Below are 22,346 nucleotides of genomic sequence, written 5' to 3'. Positions count from 1 at the left end.
GATGATGCGTTCAGCCCGAACACCTCATCTGTTTGGTATAAACGCATCATCTGTTTACCCCAACTGCATCATCCGTTTCGGCCGCAACGGGTGATGCGTCTTTTTATACCCTATCTGTCAGTTCTTTAACAGTCAGCAATCGTACATAAATGCTAATTTGTCAGTCTTTGCCGTTAACCGCTGTTAAGCCCTAAATATCCTCTGTTAAAAGAGAACAAAAAAGAGTGACAAGCGGAATAACTGAACGTTTTTTGTCGTTATTTTAACGTCGTAATGTTAAACGAAACTTGAATATTAACAATTTAAAGAATAGGAAGAATAGTATGAAACAGACAACAAAAAACATCCTTGGAGTTGCGGCTATCGTGCTCCTGAGCTCTGGAGTGGCTGGATTGACCACTTATAAGATGCTGAATAAGGAAAAGCCTGCCGCATTCAGCGAGTTGTTCCAACAGAACCCCAATAATCTGCTACCGGCGGCTTTCCATGCAACGGATGCCCAGCCTGTGGATTTGACACAAGCAGCGGAGAGTTCGCTCCATGCTGTAGTGCATATACGTGCCACTCAGTTGAGTAAGACCCAGACGGTACAAGAACAGCCGGATATTTTTGACTTCTTCTTTGGAGACGGTCGTGGACGCCAGCGCCAGATACAGACCCAGCCGCGTGTAGGTTTCGGTTCGGGTGTCATCATCTCCAAAGACGGATATATTGTGACGAACAATCACGTGGTGGAAGGTGCTGATGAAATCACTGTGAAACTGAATGACGACCGTGAGCTGAAAGGACGCATCATCGGTACTGACCCCAGCACGGACTTGGCATTGATTAAGATTGAAGGGGATGACTTTCCGACAATTCCGGTTGGTGACTCCGACCAGTTGAAGGTGGGAGAATGGGTATTGGCAGTAGGTAATCCGTTCGACCTGAACTCTACCGTAACAGCTGGTATCGTCAGTGCAAAAGCCCGTTCCATTGGCTCTTCTGCCTCCAATGGACAAGCTGCAAACATCCAGTCTTTCATTCAGACGGATGCTGCCATCAACCAAGGTAATAGTGGTGGTGCGTTGGTGAATGCCAAAGGCGAGCTGGTTGGTATCAATGCCATGCTTTACTCACCCACGGGTGCTTATTCCGGCTATGGTTTTGCCATCCCTACCAGCATTATGACAAAGGTGGTAGCCGACTTGAAACAGTTTGGTACCGTGCAGCGCGCGCTCCTTGGCATCAAGGGTAGTGATTTGAGCACAGACCTGCAGATGGACGAACGCTGGACCGAAGAACTGAAGAAGAAGGCCGACGAACTTGGTGTGAAAGAGGGTATCTATGTGGCCGAAGTTGTTGAAGGTGGTTCCGCTGCCGGCATCTTGAAGGAAAATGATGTAATCATAGCATTGAACGGCAAGAAGATTCACAAGTTCTCGGATTTGCAGGAAATGCTGGCAAAACACCGTCCGGGCGACAAAGTGAAGGTAACAGTGGTTCGTGACAAGAAGGAAAAGGAATTCGAAATCACGCTGAAGAATGAGCAAGGCACTACGAAGGTAGTGAAGGATGCCGGAATGGAAATCTTGGGTGCAGCCTTCAAGCCCGTATCTTCCGAGCTGAAGAAGCAGTTGAACCTGGGTTACGGTCTGGAAGTTACCGGGGTTACCAATGGCAAGATGGCCGATGCAGGTATCCGCAAGGGCTTCATCATTCTGAAAGCCAACGGAGTGCCGATGAAGACGGTAGACGATTTGGAAAAGGCGATGAAAGAGGCAAGAAAGTCTCCTGAGCAAGGTTTGTTCATCACCGGTATGTTCCCGTCAGGAAAACGTGCAATGTATGCCGTTGATTTGACTCAAGAATAAAAAATAGGGATAGTTAGGTAAGAAGATTGTAATATTAGCTAACAATAGCGAAAAAGGGGGTGTCGGTACAATACATACCGGCATCCTTTTTGTTATATAGGATAAGATATAAATAAGGTGAAAAAGTTGGGATGAAATTATTGTAACAAAATAATTTGTCGTACCTTTGCAACCCAAATCTGTATTATAAGAATGAGACAACTTAAAATTACAAAAAGTATCACTAACAGAGAGAGCGCTTCTCTTGACAAGTATTTGCAGGAAATCGGTCGCGAAGACCTCATTACTGTTGAAGAGGAAGTGGAGCTCGCTCAGCGCATCCGCAAGGGTGACCGTGTTGCACTGGAGAAATTGACACGTGCCAATCTGCGTTTCGTTGTATCTGTGGCCAAGCAGTACCAAAACCAAGGTTTGAGTTTGCCCGACTTGATTAACGAGGGTAATTTAGGACTGATCAAGGCTGCCGAAAAGTTCGATGAAACACGTGGTTTCAAGTTCATCAGTTATGCAGTATGGTGGATACGTCAGTCCATTCTGCAGGCTTTGGCAGAGCAGTCGCGTATTGTACGTCTTCCGTTGAACCAGGTAGGTTCGCTGAATAAAATCAGCAAGGCCTTCTCCAAGTTCGAGCAGGAAAACGAACGTCGTCCGTCTCCTGAAGAGCTTGCCGATGAACTGGAAATCCCTGTTGACAAAATCTCTGATACGCTGAAGGTGTCAGGCCGTCATATCTCGGTAGACGCACCTTTCGTAGAGGGAGAGGACAACAGCTTGCTCGATGTGTTGGTCAACGATGACTCCCCTATGGCTGACCGCTCTTTGGTGAACGAGTCTCTTGCGAGGGAAATTGATAGAGCTCTTTCTACGTTAACCGATAGGGAAAAAGAAATCATACAGATGTTTTTCGGTATCGGACAGCAGGAAATGACATTAGAGGAAATCGGCGACAAATTCGGCTTGACCCGTGAGCGTGTGCGTCAGATTAAGGAAAAAGCAATCAGAAGATTAAGACAAAGTAATCGTAGTAAATTGCTCAAATCTTATTTGGGATAAATAAGAAATATCAGTTTCCGACAAATAGAAGGAATTAAAAAACCGTACGTCTTTAGTAGGCGTGCGGTTTTTTTTATATCTTTGCCCCCATTGATAATTCATAACTTATAACTCATAACTCAATGAAATACGTTCGTATACTTTGTGCCGTAGCTTTGGTTTTTGCATTGTGCTCGGCTTTTACAATGAAAGATAAGGAAAAGGCTGTATATGCTTTTGGTGTGGCGGCTTCTTTCAATGACTCCATCGTATATTATACAGACATCCAGGTATTGGACAGCGTAGAGCTGGATAAGAATGGATTCTTGCCCAAGCGTGATTTATACACTTACCAGCTCAAGAACTATCTGGAGTACAATCTGAAGAAGCCGGACTATACTTGTATGATTTATTTCTCTGAAAACAGGAAAAAGTTGGAAAAAGAGGCTGTAAAGGTAAAAGGTAAGTATAAGAAGAGTAAGAATATGGTTTTGCAGGTGGTGAAGCCTGAAGCTTTCACATTTACAAAACCGCAGGAATAATTTAGGGAATATACATATGATGAAATCCAGACTCTTTCTACTATTGTGGATGTGCTGCTCGGTTTTACTGACAGCATGCGAAAACGAGGATCCCATACCGGAACCTCCCGTTGCTGGTAGCCGCACGGTACTGGCATATCTTGCGGCAGATCATCGTGGTACACTTAATAATTTGTCTTCTTTAGCCTTATTAGATTTGGAGGAAATGAGATTGGGTATGGCAAAAGTGAACAATAGTAGTAATATGCGCCTATTAGTTTATATTGATACTGATTCTTCTCCACGTCTCATTGAGTTGAAAAATGAAGGTGGTAAATTGCAGGAAACAACGGTAAAGACCTATGAAAATCGTAATTCTGTGGGTGTGGCTGAGACTTTGGAAGTCTTTAATGATGTCTTTAAAAACAGTGAATACAGAGCTGAAAGCTATGGTTTGATTTATTGGTCGCATGGAGATGGTTGGATTCCTAATCCACTTCCTTCTACCAGATGGGTAGGGCAAGACACAGGTTCGGGCACTCATTACATGAATATTGAAGATTTGGTTACAATATTGTCTGCTGATGCTGTTCCTCATTTTGATTTTGTCTTGTTCGATGCCTGCTTTATGCAGTCCATTGAAGTGGCTTATGCCTTGCGCAACTTTACTGATTATTATATTGGTTCACCTACAGAAATACCTGGACCGGGGGCACGCTATGATGTACTTGTTCCTGCGTTGTTTTCGGACGGTGAAGTGGCGTTGAAGGTAGCTGCCGCTTATTACGAGCCTTACAAGAAAATTTATAATGGAGGGAGTGGAATATCCAATACGAATTGGACAGGCGGTGTTTCCGTTTGTGCGCTACAGAGTTCAGTGTTAGAGTCTTTGGCAAGTATTACCAAGCAAGTCTTGTCAGAGAATGCTGATAGTGAGGAATTGCGTTCTCTTGTTTTTAATTACGACCAACGTCGTGAAAGTAGTAATATTGGTTATTATGATTTTGTCCAGCTGATGCAACAGTTAACTGATGCTTCTGGCTTTGCTACTTGGAAGCAGGTTTATGATATGGCAGTACCCTATTGGGAGACTACTTCCAAGAACTATTCTGGTTATACCGGCATGTTTTCTATGGAAGGTTCAAGCGGTGTTTCCCATTATATACCGTCTTTGTCTAAACAGGCGGCTGCCGCAGCGTTTCGTTCCACGGATTGGTATAAGTCTGCCGGTCTTTCCAAGCTGGGTTGGTAAGGCTATTCAAAGTTACATATTGTATAAGGCTGTGTCCGGAAAAAGTATATGAGTGCTTTCTCATAATCTATTTTTAGGCGCGGATTACGCGAATTACGCGGATTAGTTAATCGAATCCGTGAACTTCGCGTAATCCGCGCCTAAAATATATCTATTAAGAGTACTTTTACCCCTTCTTTTTATGCCTATTCTTGTTGAAAATTAGTTATTTAACAATATTTTCTTATGGAAATTATGTTTTATTGAAAATAATTCTTTTCTTTGCATCGTCAAACTTAAAAAAACAAAGAATTATGAAATATGTAATCATTGGCGGTGTAGCAGGTGGAGCCACGGCAGCCGCCCGACTAAGAAGAGTGGACGAAATGGCTGAAATTCTCTTATTGGAGAAAGGCCCTTACATCTCGTACGCTAATTGTGGTTTACCTTATTATATAGGCGGAGTGATAGCAGAGCGCGAGAAGCTGCTGGTGCAGACACCCGAATCTTTCGGCAAGCGCTTCCGCATTGATGTGCGTGTGCAGAATGAAGTAATCGCCATCCATCCCAAAAACAAGACCGTTACCATACGCAATGTGGAAGGCAAGGAGTACGACGAAAGCTATGACAAACTTTTGCTTTCTCCCGGTGCCAACCCCGTGAAGCCCCCCTTGGAAGGCATTAATTCCGAAGGCATCTTCACGTTGCGCAATGTAGAAGATACCGACCATATCAAGGCTTATATCTCGGACAAGCAGGTGAAACGCGCCGTGGTGGTAGGTGCCGGTTTCATCGGATTGGAAATGGCGGAGAACCTGCATCATGCCGGTGTTCATGTGTCTGTAGTCGAAATGGGTAATCAGGTGATGGCACCTATCGACTTCTCTATGGCGGCACCTATTCATCAGCATCTGTTGCAGAAAGGCGTCTCTCTCTATCTGGAAGAAGGAGTAACCCATTTCAAGCGTACGGACAACGGAATCACCGTATTCCTGAAAAGCGGAAAGGCCATTCCTGCCGATATGGTGTTACTCTCCATCGGTGTGCGTCCTGCCACTGCATTGGCGCAACAAGCCGGCTTGAAACTGGGCGAGATGGGCGGTATCTGGGTAGACGAACACTTGGAGACTTCCGAAAAAGACATCTATGCTGTGGGCGATGCCATCGAATATCCTCATCCGCTGACCGGAAAGCCCTGGCTCAATTATCTGGCAAATCCTGCCAACCGCCAGGGACGTATCGTTGCTGATAATATGGTGTTTGGCAATACTGTTTCCTACGAAGGAGCTATCGGCACCTCCATTGCCAAAGTATTCGACATGACGGTAGCCTCTACGGGCCTTGCAGCCAAACGCTTGAAGCAGTGGGGCATGGAATATCAAAGCTCGGTGACTCACTCGGCATCTCATGCCGGTTACTATCCGGATGCCCTACCTTTGACCTTGAAACTGACTTTCCATCCCAAAACCGGTAAACTCTATGGTGCGCAATGTATCGGTTACGAGGGAGTGGACAAGCGAATCGACCAGATAGCCGGACTCATCAAGCGGGGTGGCACAGTCTACGATTTGATGGAGACGGAGCACACGTATGCGCCTCCTTTCTCCTCGGCCAAAGACCCCATCGCTATTGGCGGCTATGTAGCATCGAACATTATCAGCGGTGCTATGCCTGTCATCTCTTGGCGCGAGCTGGTAGAAGAGAAGGATAAAGTGATGCTGATAGATACCCGTACGCCCGAGGAATTCTCTTTCGGCACCATTCCGGGAGCCGTCAATATTCCGTTGGACGAAATGCGCGAGCATTTGGCAGAGATACCTACAGACAAGCCGGTAGTGCTTTTCTGTGCTGTGGGTCTGCGCGGTTATCTGTCCCTGCGCATCCTGATGGGGTGCGGCTATCGCAATGTGCGCAATCTGATAGGTGGTTATAAGACCTACTCCACGGCAACAGCACCTCTGCCGTCTCTATCTGCTCCGGCAGGCGGCGGCTCTTCTTCTTCTTCGGTAGAGGCTGCTACTGATGATGTTCCTGCGGATGCATCAGTGTCCAAGAAGGAAACGTTGAAGATAAATGCTTGCGGTTTGCAATGTCCGGGACCTATCATGCAGGTGAAAAAGGCGATGGATAGCATTGCTGTGGGCGAGCGTGTGGAGATTGTGGCAACCGATGCCGGTTTTGCACGCGATGCTTCTGCCTGGTGTGATACGACGGGAAATAAATTGATAGAGAAGCATGACGAGAAAGGACGCTATACGGTAGTCATCGAGAAAGGTGCTCCGGCTTGTACATCTGCTTCCAATGTTTCCGCAGCCGGGGGGAGGGGAAAGACGCTGATTCTGTTCAGTGACGACCTGGACAAAGCGCTGGCAACCTTCGTACTAGCAAACGGAGCAGCGGCAACGGGACAGAAAGTAACCATTTTCTTCACCTTCTGGGGACTGAACGTCTTGAAGAAAGTGCAGAAACCCAGTGTGCAGAAGGACTTCTTCGGCAAGATGTTCGGCATGATGCTGCCGTCCAGCTCTTTGAAACTGAAGTTGTCGCAGATGAATATGTTTGGCATGGGCAGCCGCATGATGCGCTTCTTGATGAAGCGCAAGGGAGTGGATTCTTTGGAGTCGTTGCGCTCGCAGGCATTGGCGCAGGGAGTGGAATTCATTGCTTGCCAGATGTCTATGGATATGATGGGCATCCAGCACGAAGAACTTCTGGATGAAGTAACCATCGGCGGCGTGGCTACCTATATGGAACGTGCGGACAAGGCAAATGTGAACTTATTTATATAGGAGGACAAGATATGGAGACTTTATGTAAAATCCGTGATGTTTATCGGGCTATTGCCGAGTTCGAGGTGCAGTTTACGCAGATGTATGATTTATCGCTGAATGAAGGAATGCTGTTGTGCACGCTGCTCAATACTCCTAAGCTTACCTCCAGTGAGATAGCCGAGGCACTGGGTTTGTCTGCCTCCAACACTTCAAAGGTCATTCGCTCTGTCGAGGGAAAGAAGCTCATTACCCGTCTGATAGGTAAGGAAGATAAGCGTCAGATGCGTTTTTCTCTTACGACAGAAGGCAAGAACCGGATTTCGGATATTAAGAATGCTACTTTCGAATTGTCGGAGTTGTTGCAGCAGGTAGTTAGCCTCGTATAGTTTTGTGTAAAAGCGAATTAATATCGTGTTTGCAGGAAGTTAATATCCTGCGGACACGATATTTGTTTTTTGTAGGACACGTTATTAACTTCTTGCACGACATGTTGTTAGTATCGTGTATTGCATGCTATAAATTGTTTGTATCTGTTCGTGTGTATTTCTATCTTTTATTACTGAGAAATTTACTAAGAATCTTTAATAATGTCTCTTTCGACAATTTCTTAACTCTTAATCAATTCTTTTCTCTGTTTTAAAAATGAACTTGATTGGAAAAGCCATTCTTTATGAATCGCCTATATACTCAGTCGTATTTCCGTAAAGGAACACAAGCTTGATACCAAAGAAATAAATTGAAACTTTCTATGTCAATTGCCTAATATTATTTTACTTTGCTGTCAAATAGTAAGCAATACAGCGATTGATATGCAGAAATTATTGTCTTTGCCGCCTAATCTGGTGTCGGCATTCTATGAACTGGAAAATGTAGACCGTACGGAATGGTTTTGTACTTCCGACCCGGTGGGAATGAAACTTGGCTCGGGTGGGGGAACTACCTGGCTCTTGAGAGAATGGCAGAAGGAACGGGATAGGAAGTATTGGGCGGAGGAGCGTATTCCAACAGAAAAGTGCATTCCAACAGAGAAAAGCATTCCAATAGAGAAGCGTATTCTGCTGCATGCCGGAGGACAAAGCCGTCGTTTACCGGGATATGCACCGGCGGGCAAGATATTGACCCCGATTCCGGTGTTTCGCTGGGCGCGTGGACAAAAACTGGGACAGAATTTATTATCCCTTCAACTCCCACTTTACGAAAAGATAATGGAGCGGGCTCCCGAAAGACTGCGTACGCTGATTGCCAGTGGTGACGTATATATCCGTGCGGAAAAGCCGCTTCAAGAGATTCCCGATGCAGATGTGGTGTGCTATGGACTGTGGGTAGACCCGTTGCTCGCCACACATCATGGTGTGTTTATCTCGGACCGGAATCAACCGGAATCCTTGGATTTCATGCTTCAGAAACCCTCTCTGGAAGAATTGGAAAACCTCTCCAAGACACATCTCTTTTTAATGGATATCGGCATCTGGCTATTGAGCGACCGGGCCGTTGACTTGCTGATGAAACGTTCGCAGAAGGCAGATGGGGCTTTGGACGTGGATACGCCATATTCCGACTTGAAATACTATGACTTGTATGCTGACTTTGGCTTGTCCTTAGGAAATCATCCCCGTATTGAGGATGAAGAGCTGAATAGCCTCTCCGTCGCCATATTGCCTTTGCCCGGAGGCGAATTCTACCATTATGGAACAAGCCGCGAACTGTTGTCTTCAACCGTCACCTTACAGAATAAGGTCTACGACCAGCGCCAGATTATGCACCGGAAGTTGAAGCCCAATCCGGCCATCTTTGTGCAGAATGCAGAAGTGCATCTCCCCCTTACTCCGAAGAACGACAGTCTTTGGATTGAAAATAGCTTTGTTGGAGCTTCTTGGCGGCTGGGGGCACGGCAGATTATCACGGGTGTTCCCAAGAATGACTGGAGGCTGACCATTCCAGACGGTATCTGCATTGATATAGTTCCGCTTGCCGACCAGCGCTGGGCAGTACGCCCCTATGGTTTTGACGATACTTTTAAGGGGGATATTCGGGATGAAAAGACACTGTTCCTTGGAATGTCGTTTTCGGAATGGCTGGTCGAACGGGAATTGTCGGTGGAAGACATCACCGGCAGAAAAGAGGACCTGCAGGCTGCTGCCATCTTCCCGGTTGTGGAAGATAAAGAGCAGATGGGGACAGTGCTTCGATGGATGGTTTCCGAACCGGGCTTGACGGAAGGAAAGGCTGTCTGGCTGGAAAGTCGTCGGTTGTCCGCCGACGAAATTTCAGCACAAGCCGACTTGCGTCTGCTGTATGCACAGCGGGAGAGCTTCTGCAAAGGAAACTGGGAAGTGCTGGCACGCAACCATGCAAAGAGTGTATTCTATCAACTCGACTTGATGGATGTGGCCGGTGAATTCCATAAATTCGGCATTGACAAGCCGGAAGTGTTGCCGACAGATGCCTCGCTGATGCAGCGTATCCATAACCGGATGCTGCGTGCACAGATTGAGAAGCTGGACGGAAGGGACTTCAAGGCAGACGAGCAGGCCGCATTCAACTTGTTGCGCGAAGGATTGCTGACTGATTTGTATGAACGCAAGAGCAGTCCTCGCCTGAATGTGTATAGTGACCAGATTGTATGGGGGCGTAGCCCCGTACGCATAGATATGGCGGGAGGATGGACGGACACTCCGCCTTACTCCTTGTTTGCCGGTGGGAGTGTGGTGAATATTGCCATTGAACTGAACGGGCAGCCGCCTTTACAAGTGTACATCAAACCTTGCGCGGAGCATCGCATCGTGTTGCGCTCCATTGATATGGGAGCCATGGAGGTGGTGAATACTTTTGAGGAATTGCAATCCTATTGCATGATAGGTTCCCCCTTTTCCATTCCCAAAGCAGCATTGGCGCTGGCCGGGTTTGTTCCGGCTTTTTCAGAAACGGCTTATCCTTCGCTGGAAAAACAACTGGAAGCCTTCGGCACAGGTATAGAGATTACATTGCTTTCTGCCATACCTGCAGGTTCCGGTCTGGGCACAAGCTCCATTTTGGCTTCTACTGTCTTGGGTTCATTGAGTGACTTTTGCGGACTGATGTGGGATAAGAACGAAATATGCCGCCGTACGCTTGCCCTGGAACAGTTGCTGACGACCGGTGGCGGTTGGCAAGACCAATACGGTGGGGTACTGCAAGGTATCAAACTGTTGCAGACGGAGGCTGGATTTGCCCAGCAGCCATTGGTACGCTGGTTGCCCGAGCATTTGTTTACCCATCCGGAATACCGCGATTGCCATCTGCTGTATTATACGGGCATTACGCGTACAGCCAAGGGCATCCTTGCAGAAATAGTACGCTCCATGTTCCTCAACTCTTCCCTGCACCTGGGGTTATTAGAAGAGATGAAAGCACATGCCTTGGATATGGCCGAAGCCATTCAACGGAATGACTTCAAGAGTTTCGGAACACTGGTAGGCAAGACATGGATGCAGAAGAAGGCACTGGACAGTGGAACAAATCCTCCTGCCGTAGAGGACATCATCCGTCAGATAAAAGACTATACCTTAGGATATAAACTGCCGGGAGCCGGTGGGGGAGGTTATCTGTATATGGTGGCTAAGGATCCGCAGGCAGCCCTGCGCATCCGTGAGACCTTGACGCTGAATGTACCGAATCCGAGAGCCAGGTTCGTAGAAATGTCACTCTCGGATAAGGGATTCCAGGTGTCGCGGAGCTGAAATTCATCATTCATGATGATACGGCCCCCCGTTCAGTATGGTCATCGCCCGGTAGAGTTGCTCCACAAAGATGAGGCGCACCATCTGATGGGAAAAGGTCATGCGTGAGAGGGACATCTTCTCGTGTGCCGCTTCGTACACTTTGGGGGAGAATCCGTAAGGGCCTCCGATAATAAATACCAGCCGTTTGTTCACGGTATTCATCTTGCGCTTCATATAGTCTGCAAACTCTATGGAGCGCATTTCTTTTCCACCTTCGTCCAGCAGTACGACCACATCTCCCGGCTGGAGAGCTTTCAATATCAGTTCCCCTTCCTTTTCCTTCTGCACTTCCATGGAGAGGCTCTTGGTGTTTTTCAGTTCGGGGATGACTTCCATCTCGAATGAGAGATAACGCTTGGTACGTTGCACATAGTCGTTGATGGCTGTTATAAAGTGTTGTTCTACAGTTCGTCCTACAACGAGCAGAGTAGTTTTCATACTGGTTCTGTTTTGATTAGCGCACAAATTTAGCATTTTTTTATTGTATTTTGAGACAAATGCTTACCTTTGCCTATCATAAATACTTGTGAAAATGAAAAAACGGGTAATCTTTTTGTTGACCGGTCTCTTCATTTGGACGTCTGTGCTGCTGGCTCAGAATGTTCCCGAGGGAGTGATTGGAGCCTTCAAGGAAGGAAACTCTCAGGAGCTCAACAAGTATCTGGGTGACAAGGTCGATTTAATCATTCAGAATAAGTCGACCCACGCCGACAAGCGGACGGCAGAGGGCACAATGGCTGCTTTCTTTTCCAACCACAAGGTCGGCAGTTTTAATGTGAACCATCAGGGGAAGCGCGATGAGTCCGGTTTCGTCATCGGTACCTTGATGACCGCAAATGGAAACTTTCGGGTGAATTGTTTCTTCAGAAAAGTACAGAGCAAATATGTCATACATCAAATAAGGATAGATAAAACAGATGAATAAGGAAGAAGAATTGATTGACAGGCTGATAGACCTGGCTTTCGCCGAAGATATAGGCGATGGAGACCATACAACCCTTTCGTGCATTCCTGCTACGGCAATGGGCAAGTCCAAACTGTTGATAAAAGAACCGGGCATCCTGGCCGGTATCGAGATAGCAAAGGAGGTGTTCCGCCGTTTCGATCCTACCATGAAGGTGGAAGTGTTCATTAATGACGGTACAGCCGTAAAGCCTGGTGATGTGGCCATGATTGTGGAAGGCAAGATACAGTCTTTGTTGCAAACGGAGCGTCTGATGCTGAACATCATGCAGCGCATGAGTGGCATTGCCACCATGACACATAAGTATGCCGAGCAACTGAAAGGTACGAATACCCGTGTACTCGATACCCGCAAGACTACTCCGGGCATGCGTATCCTCGAGAAAATGGCAGTGAAAATCGGTGGCGGTGTAAACCACCGTATCGGCTTGTTCGATATGATTTTGCTGAAAGACAACCATGTGGACTTTGCGGGAGGCATCGACAAGGCCATCAACCGTGCGAAGGAATATTGCAAGGGAAAAGGCAAGGACCTCAAGATAGAAATAGAAGTGCGCAACTTCGACGAATTGCAGCAGGTGCTCGACCTGGGCGGTGTAGACCGTATCATGTTCGACAACTTTACGCCGGCAATGACAAAGAAGGCCGTAGAGATGGTAGGCGGCCGCTATGAAACGGAATCTTCCGGCGGCATCACGTTTGATACGCTCCGCGACTATGCCGAATGCGGTGTAGACTTTATCTCAGTCGGTGCGCTGACCCATTCTGTGAAGGGATTGGATATGAGTTTTAAAGCATGTTGACAAAGGCAGAACGCGTTATTGCAGAATAATAAGGAAAGCCTCTCATAAAGAATGCTGCATTAAGGCAGATTTATGAGAGGCTTTCTCTTGATAACCGGTAGAGTAATGGCACCCGGAAAAACAGATGGTGTATTTGGGAGAAACAGATGGTCTGTTTGGGGCAGATAGATGATGCGTTTGGCTGTAACGGATGATGTGTTTCAATGGATAAATAGCGTAGGAAGGTATGAAAAACATAACATGGAATAAAGTAAAAACAACTGTCAAAGGTTGGCAAGTGGGAGACTACATCCGGCAGACTTCCATTGTGGTGATTGGTGTACTGATTACCTTTGCCGGTAGTGAGTTGGTTACTCAAAACTCCGAGAAGAAAGATATTCAAGCCACCATGTCGCTGATTAGGGATGAACTGAAAAGCAACCGGGAGAATTATGAGAGTATCGTTTCAGAGTTTAGAGAGGATGAACGTCTTTCCAGCTTATTGGTGGAGTATGACTTAAAGCATCGGACGATACCAGAAGATTCATTGATACAGTTCCGCTTTCTTATGGGGCATATCCGCAGTTTTTATTATAGTCAGAATGCATTGGATATACTTAAAAACTCCATGTTGATGCAGAAGATTTCAGATAAAGAGCTACTGTTGCAGTTGACCGGAATCTATGAGGTATTGGATGGATTTAGGGCGACTATGAATGGCTATTACGATATGAAGGACGAAATTATGGTTCCTTTCCATTTGGCATTGACTGATGAACAGACGGACCAGATAAATCGTGGAGGATATGAGGCGTGGGATATTTACTTGTCGGACAGGTCGGTACGGAACTTTGTCAGGGTAGCGCGGAACTATTTTACGCCGGACTATGTAGAACGTGTGGGAAAACGTATAGACGAGGCAATACAAGCGCTTGAGAAAAAGTATCATTTAGAATGAAAAGATATGGGAAAGACAAGCTTTAACAGGTTGAACCATAAGATAAAAAGTTGGCGCATAGGTGATTATTTCCGCCAGTTCAGTATTGTGGCTGCGGGCATCATTGTCACTTTCTGGGGAAATGACCGGATTACCGAGAATGCCCGCCAAAAGGAAGTGCGTGCTACGATGCAGTTGGTAACGGAAGAGTTGGAATATAATAGGCAGGAGCTCCGTAATATAAAGCACTTGTTGGATATTGACATACACATGAGTCTGTTGTTGAGGGAACATGATATGGATGTATCCAAGATACCGACAGATACTCTGTGGAAGTATGGCAAGTTTTTCAATAATATGGATGAATTTTCTTATAGGACAGATGCGCTGGATGTGCTGAAAGGTTCTTCATTGATGCAGTATATACCGGACAAACGTATGTTGCAGGATGTATTGCAGACTTATTTTGAGTTGGGCAGGAAACAAAAGGATGTCAGTGATTACTATGCAACGAAAACAGATGCTCTTATGAGTGCTGCCATGTCCAGGGAGTGGGCGAATGTTTTTGACGGTGGCGACGGTCTTCGGGACCAGGCCTTGTTTCTTGTGCAGTATAAGAAATTTATCAATTACGTCAACATGGTTCCCGGTTTTCTGTATTGGCATGAATTTGATAAACTGGATGAGATGCTGGACAAGCAAATACAGGCTTTGAAAGCCAAATATAAATAATCTCCGTTCTTTAACTTCTTTTTAGAATTAATTCAGCAGCATTTTCCGCAATGCTGCGTCTAACTAACAAACGACGCAAAGAGGCGTCCGTAAAACGAGCACTGACATTGGAAAATGAGATAGAACTGATTGAGGGCTGCCGGGCAGGAAAGGATTCCGCCCGAAAGGAATTATACACCCTCTACTCCAAGCAGATGCTGGCGGTATGTTACCGCTATACGGGCGATGTCGATGCGGCCCATGACGTATTGCACGATGGCTTCATCAAAATTTTCACCCACTTCACCTTCCGTGGCGAATGTGCATTGAGTACCTGGGTGACAAGGGTAATGGTGACGCAGGCGATAGACTACCTGCGGAAACAGCAACGTTTCAGCCAACTGGTGGTGAATGAGGAACAATTGCCCGACATTCCGGATGAAGCAGGCATTGCCGAAACCGGAGGCCGTATTTCCGAAGAAATGCTGATGGCGTTCGTGGCGGAACTTCCCGATGGATGCCGTACTGTATTCAACTTATACGTCTTTGAGGAGAAATCGCACAAGGAAATAGCCGAAATCCTCCACATCAAAGAGCATTCGTCTACCTCGCAGTTGCATCGTGCTAAGTGTTTGTTGATAAAAAGAATTAAAGAATATACTGAATATGAGAGAAAATGATGAAATAACCGGTTTGTTCCGCAGTCGTCTTGCCGGCGCAGAGATGACAGTGCGGGAGGACTTCTGGGAAGGGTTGCAACGTGACTTGCCGTCACCGGTTGCCGCAAAAGGCAGGAGGCCGCTTTTTCTTTCTCCGAGGTTTCACCGCGTAGCCGCAGCCGCCTCTGTTGTATTTGTACTGGGAGCTGCTTCTGCCGCTTTCTGGTATTTCTCTCCGAAAGAGGAAATCAAGGAGGCCTTTACACAAGTGGCGGCCATGACGCCGGAAGGTAACTTGAACGGGGATGTGGTGCAGGAAAGTTTTCCCTCTATCCATCAGGCCAACCCCATGGCACAAAAGCCCGGTACACAGCATCCCGCCAACGGCATTCCGGCAGGATTGACGGCGCAGGCCGATGAGGATGAATCCGTGTCTGTCCATGTTTCCATTCGGATTACCCAACGGGTGTACGGAAACCAGCAGCAGCCGGGAAACGGTTATTACAGTAACGGAACTCCGGCCGGAAACGGGAACTACCATTCAAATCCTGGCCATAAGGATGCTGATATAGATAGAATGCTGCCATCTTCTGAGGAAGAACCGGCAAAGTCTGTGGCTGTATCGCCATCCAAGCCCCGTAATTGGGCATTGAAAGCAGGCATCGGCACTTCCCTGCCGAAAGGGAATTTTCATATGCCGTTCACGGCCGGGGTAAGCGTGGAACGTTGTTTGAACAAGCATTTCTCCTTGGAAGCCGGTCTTCAGTATAATTGCTTGGATGGTGACCATACGTTGCATACGCTGGAAGTTCCGGTAAGGCTGAACATGATGCTGGCCAGTACGCCGAAAGTGGATTTCTATGCTATGGTAGGTGGAGCAGCCGAGAAATGCATTGCTGGTGCTCCGGACAATGGTTTCGGTGCAGAGCCGGTACAGTTGTCGGTTGCTGCCGGAGTAGGGGTACGCTATAAAATGAACAACCGTTTTGCCTTGTTTGCAGAGCCGTCTGTATCCCATCATTTCGATACGGACTCGCAGACAAGAACCTTGCGTACGGAACGGCCCACCAATCTGAATCTGTTGTGCGGCGTGCGCATGACTTATTAATCTTAAATACCATACAAATATGAAGACTCTATACAATAAATTACATATATTCGGGCAGACTATGCTGCTCGTATTCTTTACTCTTTCTGTTCTCTCTTTGAGCTCTTGCAGCAAAGAAACGTTGGACTACAACCATCCGGATGTAGACTTGTTTGTCAAGCAGTTGAAGGCTGGCAAATATTCTACCCAAAGTCCGGATGGATTGAGTAACATGCCCAAGTTCACTTCCGAAGATATAGAGGAATTGCTGAAGTATGCCGAGGACTTGACGGTCATTCCCTCTTTCCCCCTGGCTCCGGTATCCTATTCGGCAGGTGGCAAGCTGCGTTTGGGCGAATGCATCCTGTGGACGGTAGAGACTATCCGCCTCGGGAACAATGCTTCGATGGGATGCAAGATGGTACATACGGATGCGGAGAATTATGAAGGTATCTATTTCCTTTCGGACGAAGAGGTGCTGGATGCCGCTTCGCGCTACCGCCGCTGGTGGGAAACCCGTAAGTATCCACGGACTATGTGGACGATTGATCCCTGCTATGACGAACCGCTTTGTGGCAGCGGATATATGTGGTGGTGACCTGTTTTTAGGGATTAAGGATTAGGTATTAAGTAATCAAACTGTCAGGTGAAGAGATTTATACTTGTAATGGGGCTGCTCTGTGCAGTAGCCTTCCCTTGCTATGCCCAAAACTGGACCCCTCAGGACTCGTTGAGGCTGAACCGGTTGCTGAAGGGCGAGGGGGAGGTAAAACTGAATCCGGAGGTATTGCAGGAATTGGAAATGAACAATTCTCTGGGTACTCCGAAAGCGGTGATGGACAAGTCGTGGATGGATTTTGATAATTCATTGCCCGTCATGCCGAAAGCGCCCGAGAAAAAAGTGGTGCTTACCTTACGTCCTTATACAGCCAATACCAAATATAATTGGGACCCCATTTATCAGAAAAAAATCAAGGTAGACAAGGATACTTGGCGAGGAGATGAATTCTATGCGCTTAAGATTCTGATGATTCCTACGAACTGGGCTAAACATCCGTTTGATGCCGGTCCGCGTGAGACTGTGGAGCAGATTGAAGCAACCGGTTTGCGTTACCGGGTGACGGAGCGGGCCAATAATATGGCTGTGGGCGGTTGGCAGGGTGCCAGTGGCGGTGGAATTTCCGGTTTAGACCTGATGACACCTTTTACCCGTGAGTTTTGGAATTTCAAAGGCCGCAAGCGCCGTGCCCGTACGCTGGAAGTATTGAAGGCGTATGGAGATTCGATAACTGTTTTGGAACAACAGTAATTTATCACTTTTTGTCAAATTTTGAACTTTCTTTCTCCTCTTCTTGTTTTCATTAGTAAACCTTTAAAAAAAGTAATAATGAACAGAGTGACTTCTCTATTTGGAATAAGATATCCGATAATTCAAGGTGGTATGGTGTGGTGTAGCGGCTGGAGACTTGCTGCTGCTGTAAGCAATGCGGGAGGGCTGGGCTTGCTCGGCGCAGGTTCGATGCATCCCGAAACGTTGCGGGAGCATATCAGGAAATGCCGTGAGGCTACGCATCATGCTTTTGGTGTGAATATTCCCTTGATGTATCCCCAGATAGAAGAGATAATGCAGATTGTGGCCGACGAGGGAGTGAAGATTGTATTTACATCTGCCGGCAGCCCGAAGAAATGGACTGGTTGGTTGCACGAGCGTGGCATCACGGTGGTGCATGTTGTTTCGTCCTCGCGTTTTGCCGTGAAGGCAGAAGAGGCGGGTGTTGATGCAATAGTTGCCGAAGGCTTCGAAGCCGGTGGGCACAATGGGAGGGAGGAGACTACCACCCTGTGCCTGATACCAGCTGTACGTGCAGTTACTACACTTCCGCTGATTGCCGCCGGTGGCATTGCAACGGGTGAGGCCATGCTGGCTGCCCGGGTGCTGGGTGCGGAAGGTGTGCAGATTGGTACACGCTTTGCCTTGACGGCAGAGAGTTCTGCAAACGAGGTATTTAAGGATTACTGCTTGCATTTGGAAGAAGGGGATACCCGTCTGCTTTTGAAGAAATTGGCTCCGGTGCGTCTGGTGCGCAATAACTTTCGCAGCGCCGTAGAGGCTGCTGAGGCTGTGGGAGCTTCAGAGGAAGAACTTCGTATCCTTTTAGGGCGTGGCCGTGCCAAACGTGGTATTTTTGAAGGTGACTTGGAAGAAGGGGAACTGGAAATAGGGCAGGTATCTGCCTTGCTGCATGGAAAGGGAGTGCAGTCTGTGGCGTCGGTCATGCAAGAGTTGGTGGAGGAGAGCAGAAGGGCGTGGGAGAGAATGCAGGAATTGGATTTCTGAATATTCCCTCTTCTGGTATCATATAACAATAAAAAAGGAATATTCCCGGTGATTTCGGGGATATTCCTTTTTTAGTTTCAACTTATAACCTTTTATCCTTTGGGGATATTGGTTGTGTCTTTTGCCGTATTTCCACTTGTGGCGGAATTACTTGTGCCATTGCTGCTGGCAGTGGCGCTACCGGTAGCCATATTTGTTGCACTTTTACCGGCTGTCTGCACAGCAGGTTGCTCTTCCCAATGGAACGGTTCAAAGCTACTGTTCGGGTCAACCCAGGACGGTTTCTTGGAAGCATAAATAATGAATGGGGCAATGACTACAATCAGCGCACCGATGATGAGCACGGAGAACCATACTGTGTTGCTGCCTGTTGAAATCTGGCTGGGTGGGATAAAGCTCAGTACGAATGCCAGCAATGACCCGCAGAAACCAAGTCCACCGATGAGCCACATCAATCCGTTGCCATTCTTGCCGATACGGAACGGACGGTTCAGCTTCTTCATCTTATAACGCAGCACGATGGCTCCGGAGAACATCAGCATATACATGATAAGATAGAGGACTACGGTCAACTGTGACAGAATCTGGTAGAAACTCTGTACGGAAGGCATGACTACGAACAGAAGGCTCAGTACGGTTACTGCACCGCCTTGTACATAAAGGATGTTCTTCTGTACACCTAGTTTGTTTGTCTTCTGGAAGAACGGAGGCATGTAGCCTGCTTTTCCTACGGCAAAGATACCTTTGGACGGACCGGCAACCCATGTCAATACACCTGCCAGCACCCCGAATGCCAGAGCAATGGCGATGATGGGTGACAGCCAGGAGGCGCGGATGTAATGGAAATAGTTATCGAAGCCTACAAGCAGACTCTGTGTCAGACTGATGTCTTTGGCCGGGATGATGATGCCCAGTGAGAAAGTACCGAGCACGAAGATGATAACCGTAATGGCCGCACCGATGAACACTGCCTTCGGATAATTCTTGGAGGGATTGTTCACGTCTTTTACGTGGATACCGCCCATTTCCATACCGGCATAGAAGAGGAAGATACTGGCAGCAAGCACCACGTTGTCGAAGTTCGTCAAGTCGGGGAAGAAGCTGCTGTGGAAATCCAGGTTGGAGTGTCCGCCGGTGGCAAGGTAGATAATACCCAGGATAATCAGCAGTGCGGCAGGGATAATAGTCCCGACCAGGCCGCCGACCATTGCCACTTTACCTACCCAGCTCATGCCCTTCATGGAAATGAACGTAGCTAGCCAGTAGATGATGAGGACAACAACGAGTGAGTAATACTTGTTGTTGGCCAGTGACATGTCGTGTACGTCGTTCATGCCGATGAAAGCAATGGATACGGCACCGAATGTCAATACGGTAGGATACCAGATTGTACTTTCAATCCATTGTACCCAGATGGCAAGGAAGCCCAGTTTTTTTCCGTAGGCTTCGCCCACCCAGCGGAACACACCGCCTTGCTTGTCTTGAAACATGGCAGCCAGTTCCGCGGCGACAAGTGACGTCGGAATCAGAAAAACAATGGCTGCAAATAAGTAGTAGAAGGCCGAACTCATTCCGTACACGGCCTCGGCAGGAAGTCCACGTAGGGATACTACTGCCGTCACATTCATGATTGCCAGGGTAAATACACCCAGCTTCACTGTTTGTTTAATATTTGCCATAAGTTAAGGTTTTAGATGAAAAATATATTCAAAATCAGCGTCTATAACAACACTTGGGGAGAGTTGTTCCCAACGGATAAGTGAAAGTTCAGGTTTTAACTATTCAGGAAGCGTCGGCTTTGGGCGCGGGCTTCTGTGCAACTTTCTTGTAGAACTCTTCTTTTTCCTTATTGCGCCGTTCGACCAGGCTCGTTACATACACTGTAAAGATAGGGAACATCATCATGCCCAGCGCAGCCAGCAGTACGGACAGTACCCGTCCGGTGGGAGTGACTGCTATGATATTGGAACCCACCGTCGTCACGTCCATAAATGCCCACCATAAGGCGTCTCCATATCCTTTGACTAAAGGATTGGGACCATGCTCCATGACATAAAAGGCCAGACTGGAAAAATAGACAGTGGCCAGCAACATGGTAAGGTAGGAAACGAACAGTCCCGATGCGCGGTTGTACGTCAGCCAACCCACCACGATAGCCATGGCGTAACCACCCCGCACCAATGGGATGAAACGCAGCATATAGGTTATCTCGGGTGAGAAAGTCCATCCCATATAGGCAATGATGTTTTGATAGGGTATAGCTACCAGCAGGAAAATGAAATGCGTGGCCACGTAGTGACCCTTCTTCTCTGCCAGGAACCATTCCAATACAAAATCTGCCAGGAACAGGGCGCATATCCACAACTGTACTTTCATGTAGACCGACTGTTCGTAAAAGGGGATCCCCTTGAACGTGTCGACAGAGATGCTGATAACTAAAAATAGCGACAGTATCAATATAATGACATGCAGTATGCCATAGATACCTTTTTCCCGCAATACAAATTCTGATAGAGCCATTTTCATGATGAAGTCCATTATAAAGTCATAAGTTATGAGTTATAAGTCATTTGCTGATTACGGTGCCTACCAACAAATAACTCATAACCTATAACTCATAACTAAAAAGAGAAACTTATTCTGTAATCGTTACGTTATCACCGTTGAACACACCCAGGCCGAGCTTGTTCATGATGAACTTGATTGCCGATTGGGCCTTTACGGAGTTTCCCGCTTCGTCTAGGGGAGGAGCGAAGGCCGATACTCCCATGACACCGGGCAATACGGCCATTACACCACCGCCTACACCGCTTTTGGCCGGTATGCCGGCGGTGTACATCCAGTCGCCCGAATGCTCGTAGAAGCCTACGGTAGAAATCATCGACGTGATTTTCGGTGCCAAGCTGGCTTCGAACACCGTTTGTTTGGTGACGGGGTTCACACCGTTATTGGCGATGGTTCCTGCGGCAATGCCCAGTTGCTGGGCCGTGATGCCGAGAGAACACTGGCGAGTATAGAGGTCGAGAGCCATGTCCGGATTATCGTAGATGCGGTTGTAGTTTTTCAGCAGCCAGGCAATGGAGCGGTTGTTGAAGTTGGTAGCCGTTTCCGATTTGTACAGTTCGTCGATGAGTTGTGGGGCAGAGCCGCACAGCTCAGTGACATTCTGTACAATGGCATCCCATTTTTTGTCGGAGTTTCCCACTGGCTGCACCATGGAACAAGCGGAAATGGCACCGGCATTTACCAATGGAGTGGAAGGGTGGTCGTTTTCCAGCAAAATGGCGATGATGGAGTTGAATGGTAGTCCCGTGGCATCGGCACCTATCATGTCCAGCACTTTCTGTGCACCGTATTGGCGCAGGATAAGGATGGCCGTGTGTACCTTCGAGACGGACTCTATACCGAAACGATAGTCTGTGTCACCTATATTGATGGTCTGCCCGTTCATCAGGCAGATGCTGAGTCCGAATAGTTTGGAGTCTATGTTGGCAAGGTAGGGAATATAATCCGCATTCTTGCCTCCTGTGCTGCCCTTCACCTCATTGTAGGCTTCTTGGGCAACCTCCTTTATTTGTGAAATTGATATTTTCTTTTCCATAAACACGTTGTGATGTACGATTAGACGATGTACGATTTACGATTGAAATTACTCCTTTAAACGTAGTCCGTATCAAGAGAAACTCTAATCGTACCTCGT

20 protein-coding genes are annotated in these 22,346 nt (G+C 47.3%); 16 read left to right on the top strand and 4 right to left on the bottom strand.

Annotation, left to right across the window (positions count from 1 at the left end; translation table 11 throughout):
* The first annotated feature begins 323 nt into the window (after positions 1 to 323).
* The 7 genes from ABUA47_RS07515 (at position 324) to ABUA47_RS07485 (ending at position 11,127) form a co-directional block, all read left to right on the top strand.
* Positions 324 to 1,853: a Do family serine endopeptidase gene (locus ABUA47_RS07515; protein WP_349829766.1), complete on the top strand. Its 1,530-nt coding sequence runs from the start codon at positions 324 to 326 to the stop codon at positions 1,851 to 1,853.
* A 192-nt stretch (positions 1,854 to 2,045) separates the two neighbouring features.
* Positions 2,046 to 2,906, top strand: a complete 861-nt coding sequence (locus ABUA47_RS07510; RefSeq protein WP_002561589.1) for an RNA polymerase sigma factor RpoD/SigA — start codon at positions 2,046 to 2,048, stop codon at positions 2,904 to 2,906.
* A gap of 122 nt (positions 2,907 to 3,028) precedes the next feature.
* Positions 3,029 to 3,427, top strand: coding sequence for a hypothetical protein (locus tag ABUA47_RS07505; RefSeq protein ID WP_005832284.1), 399 nt, complete (start codon positions 3,029 to 3,031; stop codon positions 3,425 to 3,427).
* A 19-nt stretch (positions 3,428 to 3,446) separates the two neighbouring features.
* A complete protein-coding gene (locus ABUA47_RS07500; protein WP_034523208.1) occupies positions 3,447 to 4,658 on the top strand; it encodes a clostripain-related cysteine peptidase in 1,212 nt (403 codons plus the stop codon).
* 293 nt (positions 4,659 to 4,951) lie between these two features.
* Positions 4,952 to 7,426, top strand: a complete 2,475-nt coding sequence (locus ABUA47_RS07495) for an FAD-dependent oxidoreductase (RefSeq protein ID WP_005832282.1) — start codon at positions 4,952 to 4,954, stop codon at positions 7,424 to 7,426.
* Positions 7,427 to 7,437: 11 nt separating this feature from the next.
* Positions 7,438 to 7,794, top strand: coding sequence for a MarR family transcriptional regulator (locus ABUA47_RS07490; RefSeq protein ID WP_005832281.1), 357 nt, complete (start codon positions 7,438 to 7,440; stop codon positions 7,792 to 7,794).
* Between the two features lie 423 nt (positions 7,795 to 8,217).
* Positions 8,218 to 11,127 carry a bifunctional fucokinase/fucose-1-phosphate guanylyltransferase gene (locus tag ABUA47_RS07485; protein WP_009038258.1) on the top strand — a complete coding sequence of 970 codons (2,910 nt, stop codon included), beginning with the start codon at positions 8,218 to 8,220 and terminating at the stop codon, positions 11,125 to 11,127.
* 6 nt (positions 11,128 to 11,133) lie between these two features.
* Here ABUA47_RS07485 and rlmH read toward each other — a convergent pair whose 3' ends face one another.
* Positions 11,134 to 11,607, bottom strand: coding sequence for a 23S rRNA (pseudouridine(1915)-N(3))-methyltransferase RlmH (rlmH, locus tag ABUA47_RS07480; protein ID WP_005831223.1), 474 nt, complete (start codon positions 11,605 to 11,607; stop codon positions 11,134 to 11,136).
* 94 nt (positions 11,608 to 11,701) lie between these two features.
* Between rlmH and ABUA47_RS07475 the strand changes: the two genes are divergently transcribed.
* The 9 genes from ABUA47_RS07475 to ABUA47_RS07435 all read left to right on the top strand — a co-directional run bounded on the left by ABUA47_RS07475 (position 11,702) and on the right by ABUA47_RS07435 (position 18,646).
* On the top strand, positions 11,702 to 12,094 hold the full coding sequence (locus ABUA47_RS07475) for a DUF4783 domain-containing protein (RefSeq protein WP_009038259.1): 393 nt from the start codon (positions 11,702 to 11,704) through the stop codon (positions 12,092 to 12,094).
* Positions 12,087 to 12,935 carry a carboxylating nicotinate-nucleotide diphosphorylase gene (gene nadC, locus ABUA47_RS07470; protein WP_005831220.1) on the top strand — a complete coding sequence of 283 codons (849 nt, stop codon included), beginning with the start codon at positions 12,087 to 12,089 and terminating at the stop codon, positions 12,933 to 12,935. The genes ABUA47_RS07475 and nadC overlap by 8 nt, the downstream gene beginning before the upstream one ends.
* Positions 12,936 to 13,161: 226 nt before the next feature.
* Positions 13,162 to 13,872 carry a hypothetical protein gene (locus ABUA47_RS07465; protein ID WP_005831218.1) on the top strand — a complete coding sequence of 237 codons (711 nt, stop codon included), beginning with the start codon at positions 13,162 to 13,164 and terminating at the stop codon, positions 13,870 to 13,872.
* A 6-nt stretch (positions 13,873 to 13,878) separates the two neighbouring features.
* The gene (locus ABUA47_RS07460) at positions 13,879 to 14,583 is read left to right on the top strand and encodes a hypothetical protein (RefSeq protein ID WP_035448799.1); all 705 of its coding nucleotides are present in this window, start codon (positions 13,879 to 13,881) and stop codon (positions 14,581 to 14,583) included.
* Positions 14,584 to 14,633: 50 nt separating this feature from the next.
* Positions 14,634 to 15,242: an RNA polymerase sigma factor gene (locus tag ABUA47_RS07455; protein ID WP_005832268.1), complete on the top strand. Its 609-nt coding sequence runs from the start codon at positions 14,634 to 14,636 to the stop codon at positions 15,240 to 15,242.
* Positions 15,229 to 16,329: an outer membrane beta-barrel protein gene (locus ABUA47_RS07450; protein WP_035448797.1), complete on the top strand. Its 1,101-nt coding sequence runs from the start codon at positions 15,229 to 15,231 to the stop codon at positions 16,327 to 16,329. The genes ABUA47_RS07455 and ABUA47_RS07450 overlap by 14 nt, the downstream gene beginning before the upstream one ends.
* 19 nt (positions 16,330 to 16,348) lie before the next feature.
* Positions 16,349 to 16,906 (top strand): DUF4943 family protein, encoded by a 558-nt coding sequence (locus ABUA47_RS07445; protein WP_005831209.1) that lies wholly within the window; start codon positions 16,349 to 16,351, stop codon positions 16,904 to 16,906.
* A 48-nt stretch (positions 16,907 to 16,954) separates the two neighbouring features.
* A complete protein-coding gene (locus ABUA47_RS07440; protein WP_008664780.1) occupies positions 16,955 to 17,617 on the top strand; it encodes a DUF4858 domain-containing protein in 663 nt (220 codons plus the stop codon).
* A gap of 78 nt (positions 17,618 to 17,695) precedes the next feature.
* A complete protein-coding gene (locus tag ABUA47_RS07435; protein ID WP_005831206.1) occupies positions 17,696 to 18,646 on the top strand; it encodes an NAD(P)H-dependent flavin oxidoreductase in 951 nt (316 codons plus the stop codon).
* Positions 18,647 to 18,738: 92 nt separating this feature from the next.
* Here the strand turns inward: ABUA47_RS07435 and gadC are convergent, their stop codons facing one another.
* The 3 genes from gadC to glsA form a co-directional block, all read right to left on the bottom strand.
* Positions 18,739 to 20,325, bottom strand: a complete 1,587-nt coding sequence (gadC, locus tag ABUA47_RS07430; RefSeq protein WP_349831498.1) for a putative glutamine/gamma-aminobutyrate antiporter GadC — start codon at positions 20,323 to 20,325, stop codon at positions 18,739 to 18,741.
* A gap of 103 nt (positions 20,326 to 20,428) precedes the next feature.
* Entirely contained in the window at positions 20,429 to 21,172 is a 744-nt protein-coding gene (locus tag ABUA47_RS07425; RefSeq protein WP_005832258.1) for a potassium channel family protein, read from the bottom strand.
* Between the two features lie 109 nt (positions 21,173 to 21,281).
* Positions 21,282 to 22,247, bottom strand: a complete 966-nt coding sequence (gene glsA / locus ABUA47_RS07420; protein ID WP_009038262.1) for a glutaminase A — start codon at positions 22,245 to 22,247, stop codon at positions 21,282 to 21,284.
* Positions 22,248 to 22,346: the final 99 nt, after the last annotated feature.

Origin of the sequence: Bacteroides sp. RTP31139st1_H2_RTP31139_211217 (assembly GCF_040227615.1) — a bacterium.
Classification (GTDB): domain Bacteria; phylum Bacteroidota; class Bacteroidia; order Bacteroidales; family Bacteroidaceae; genus Bacteroides; species Bacteroides uniformis.
Note: the sequence above shows the minus strand (reverse complement) of the source record. Positions and strands in the feature narration are given on the sequence as shown.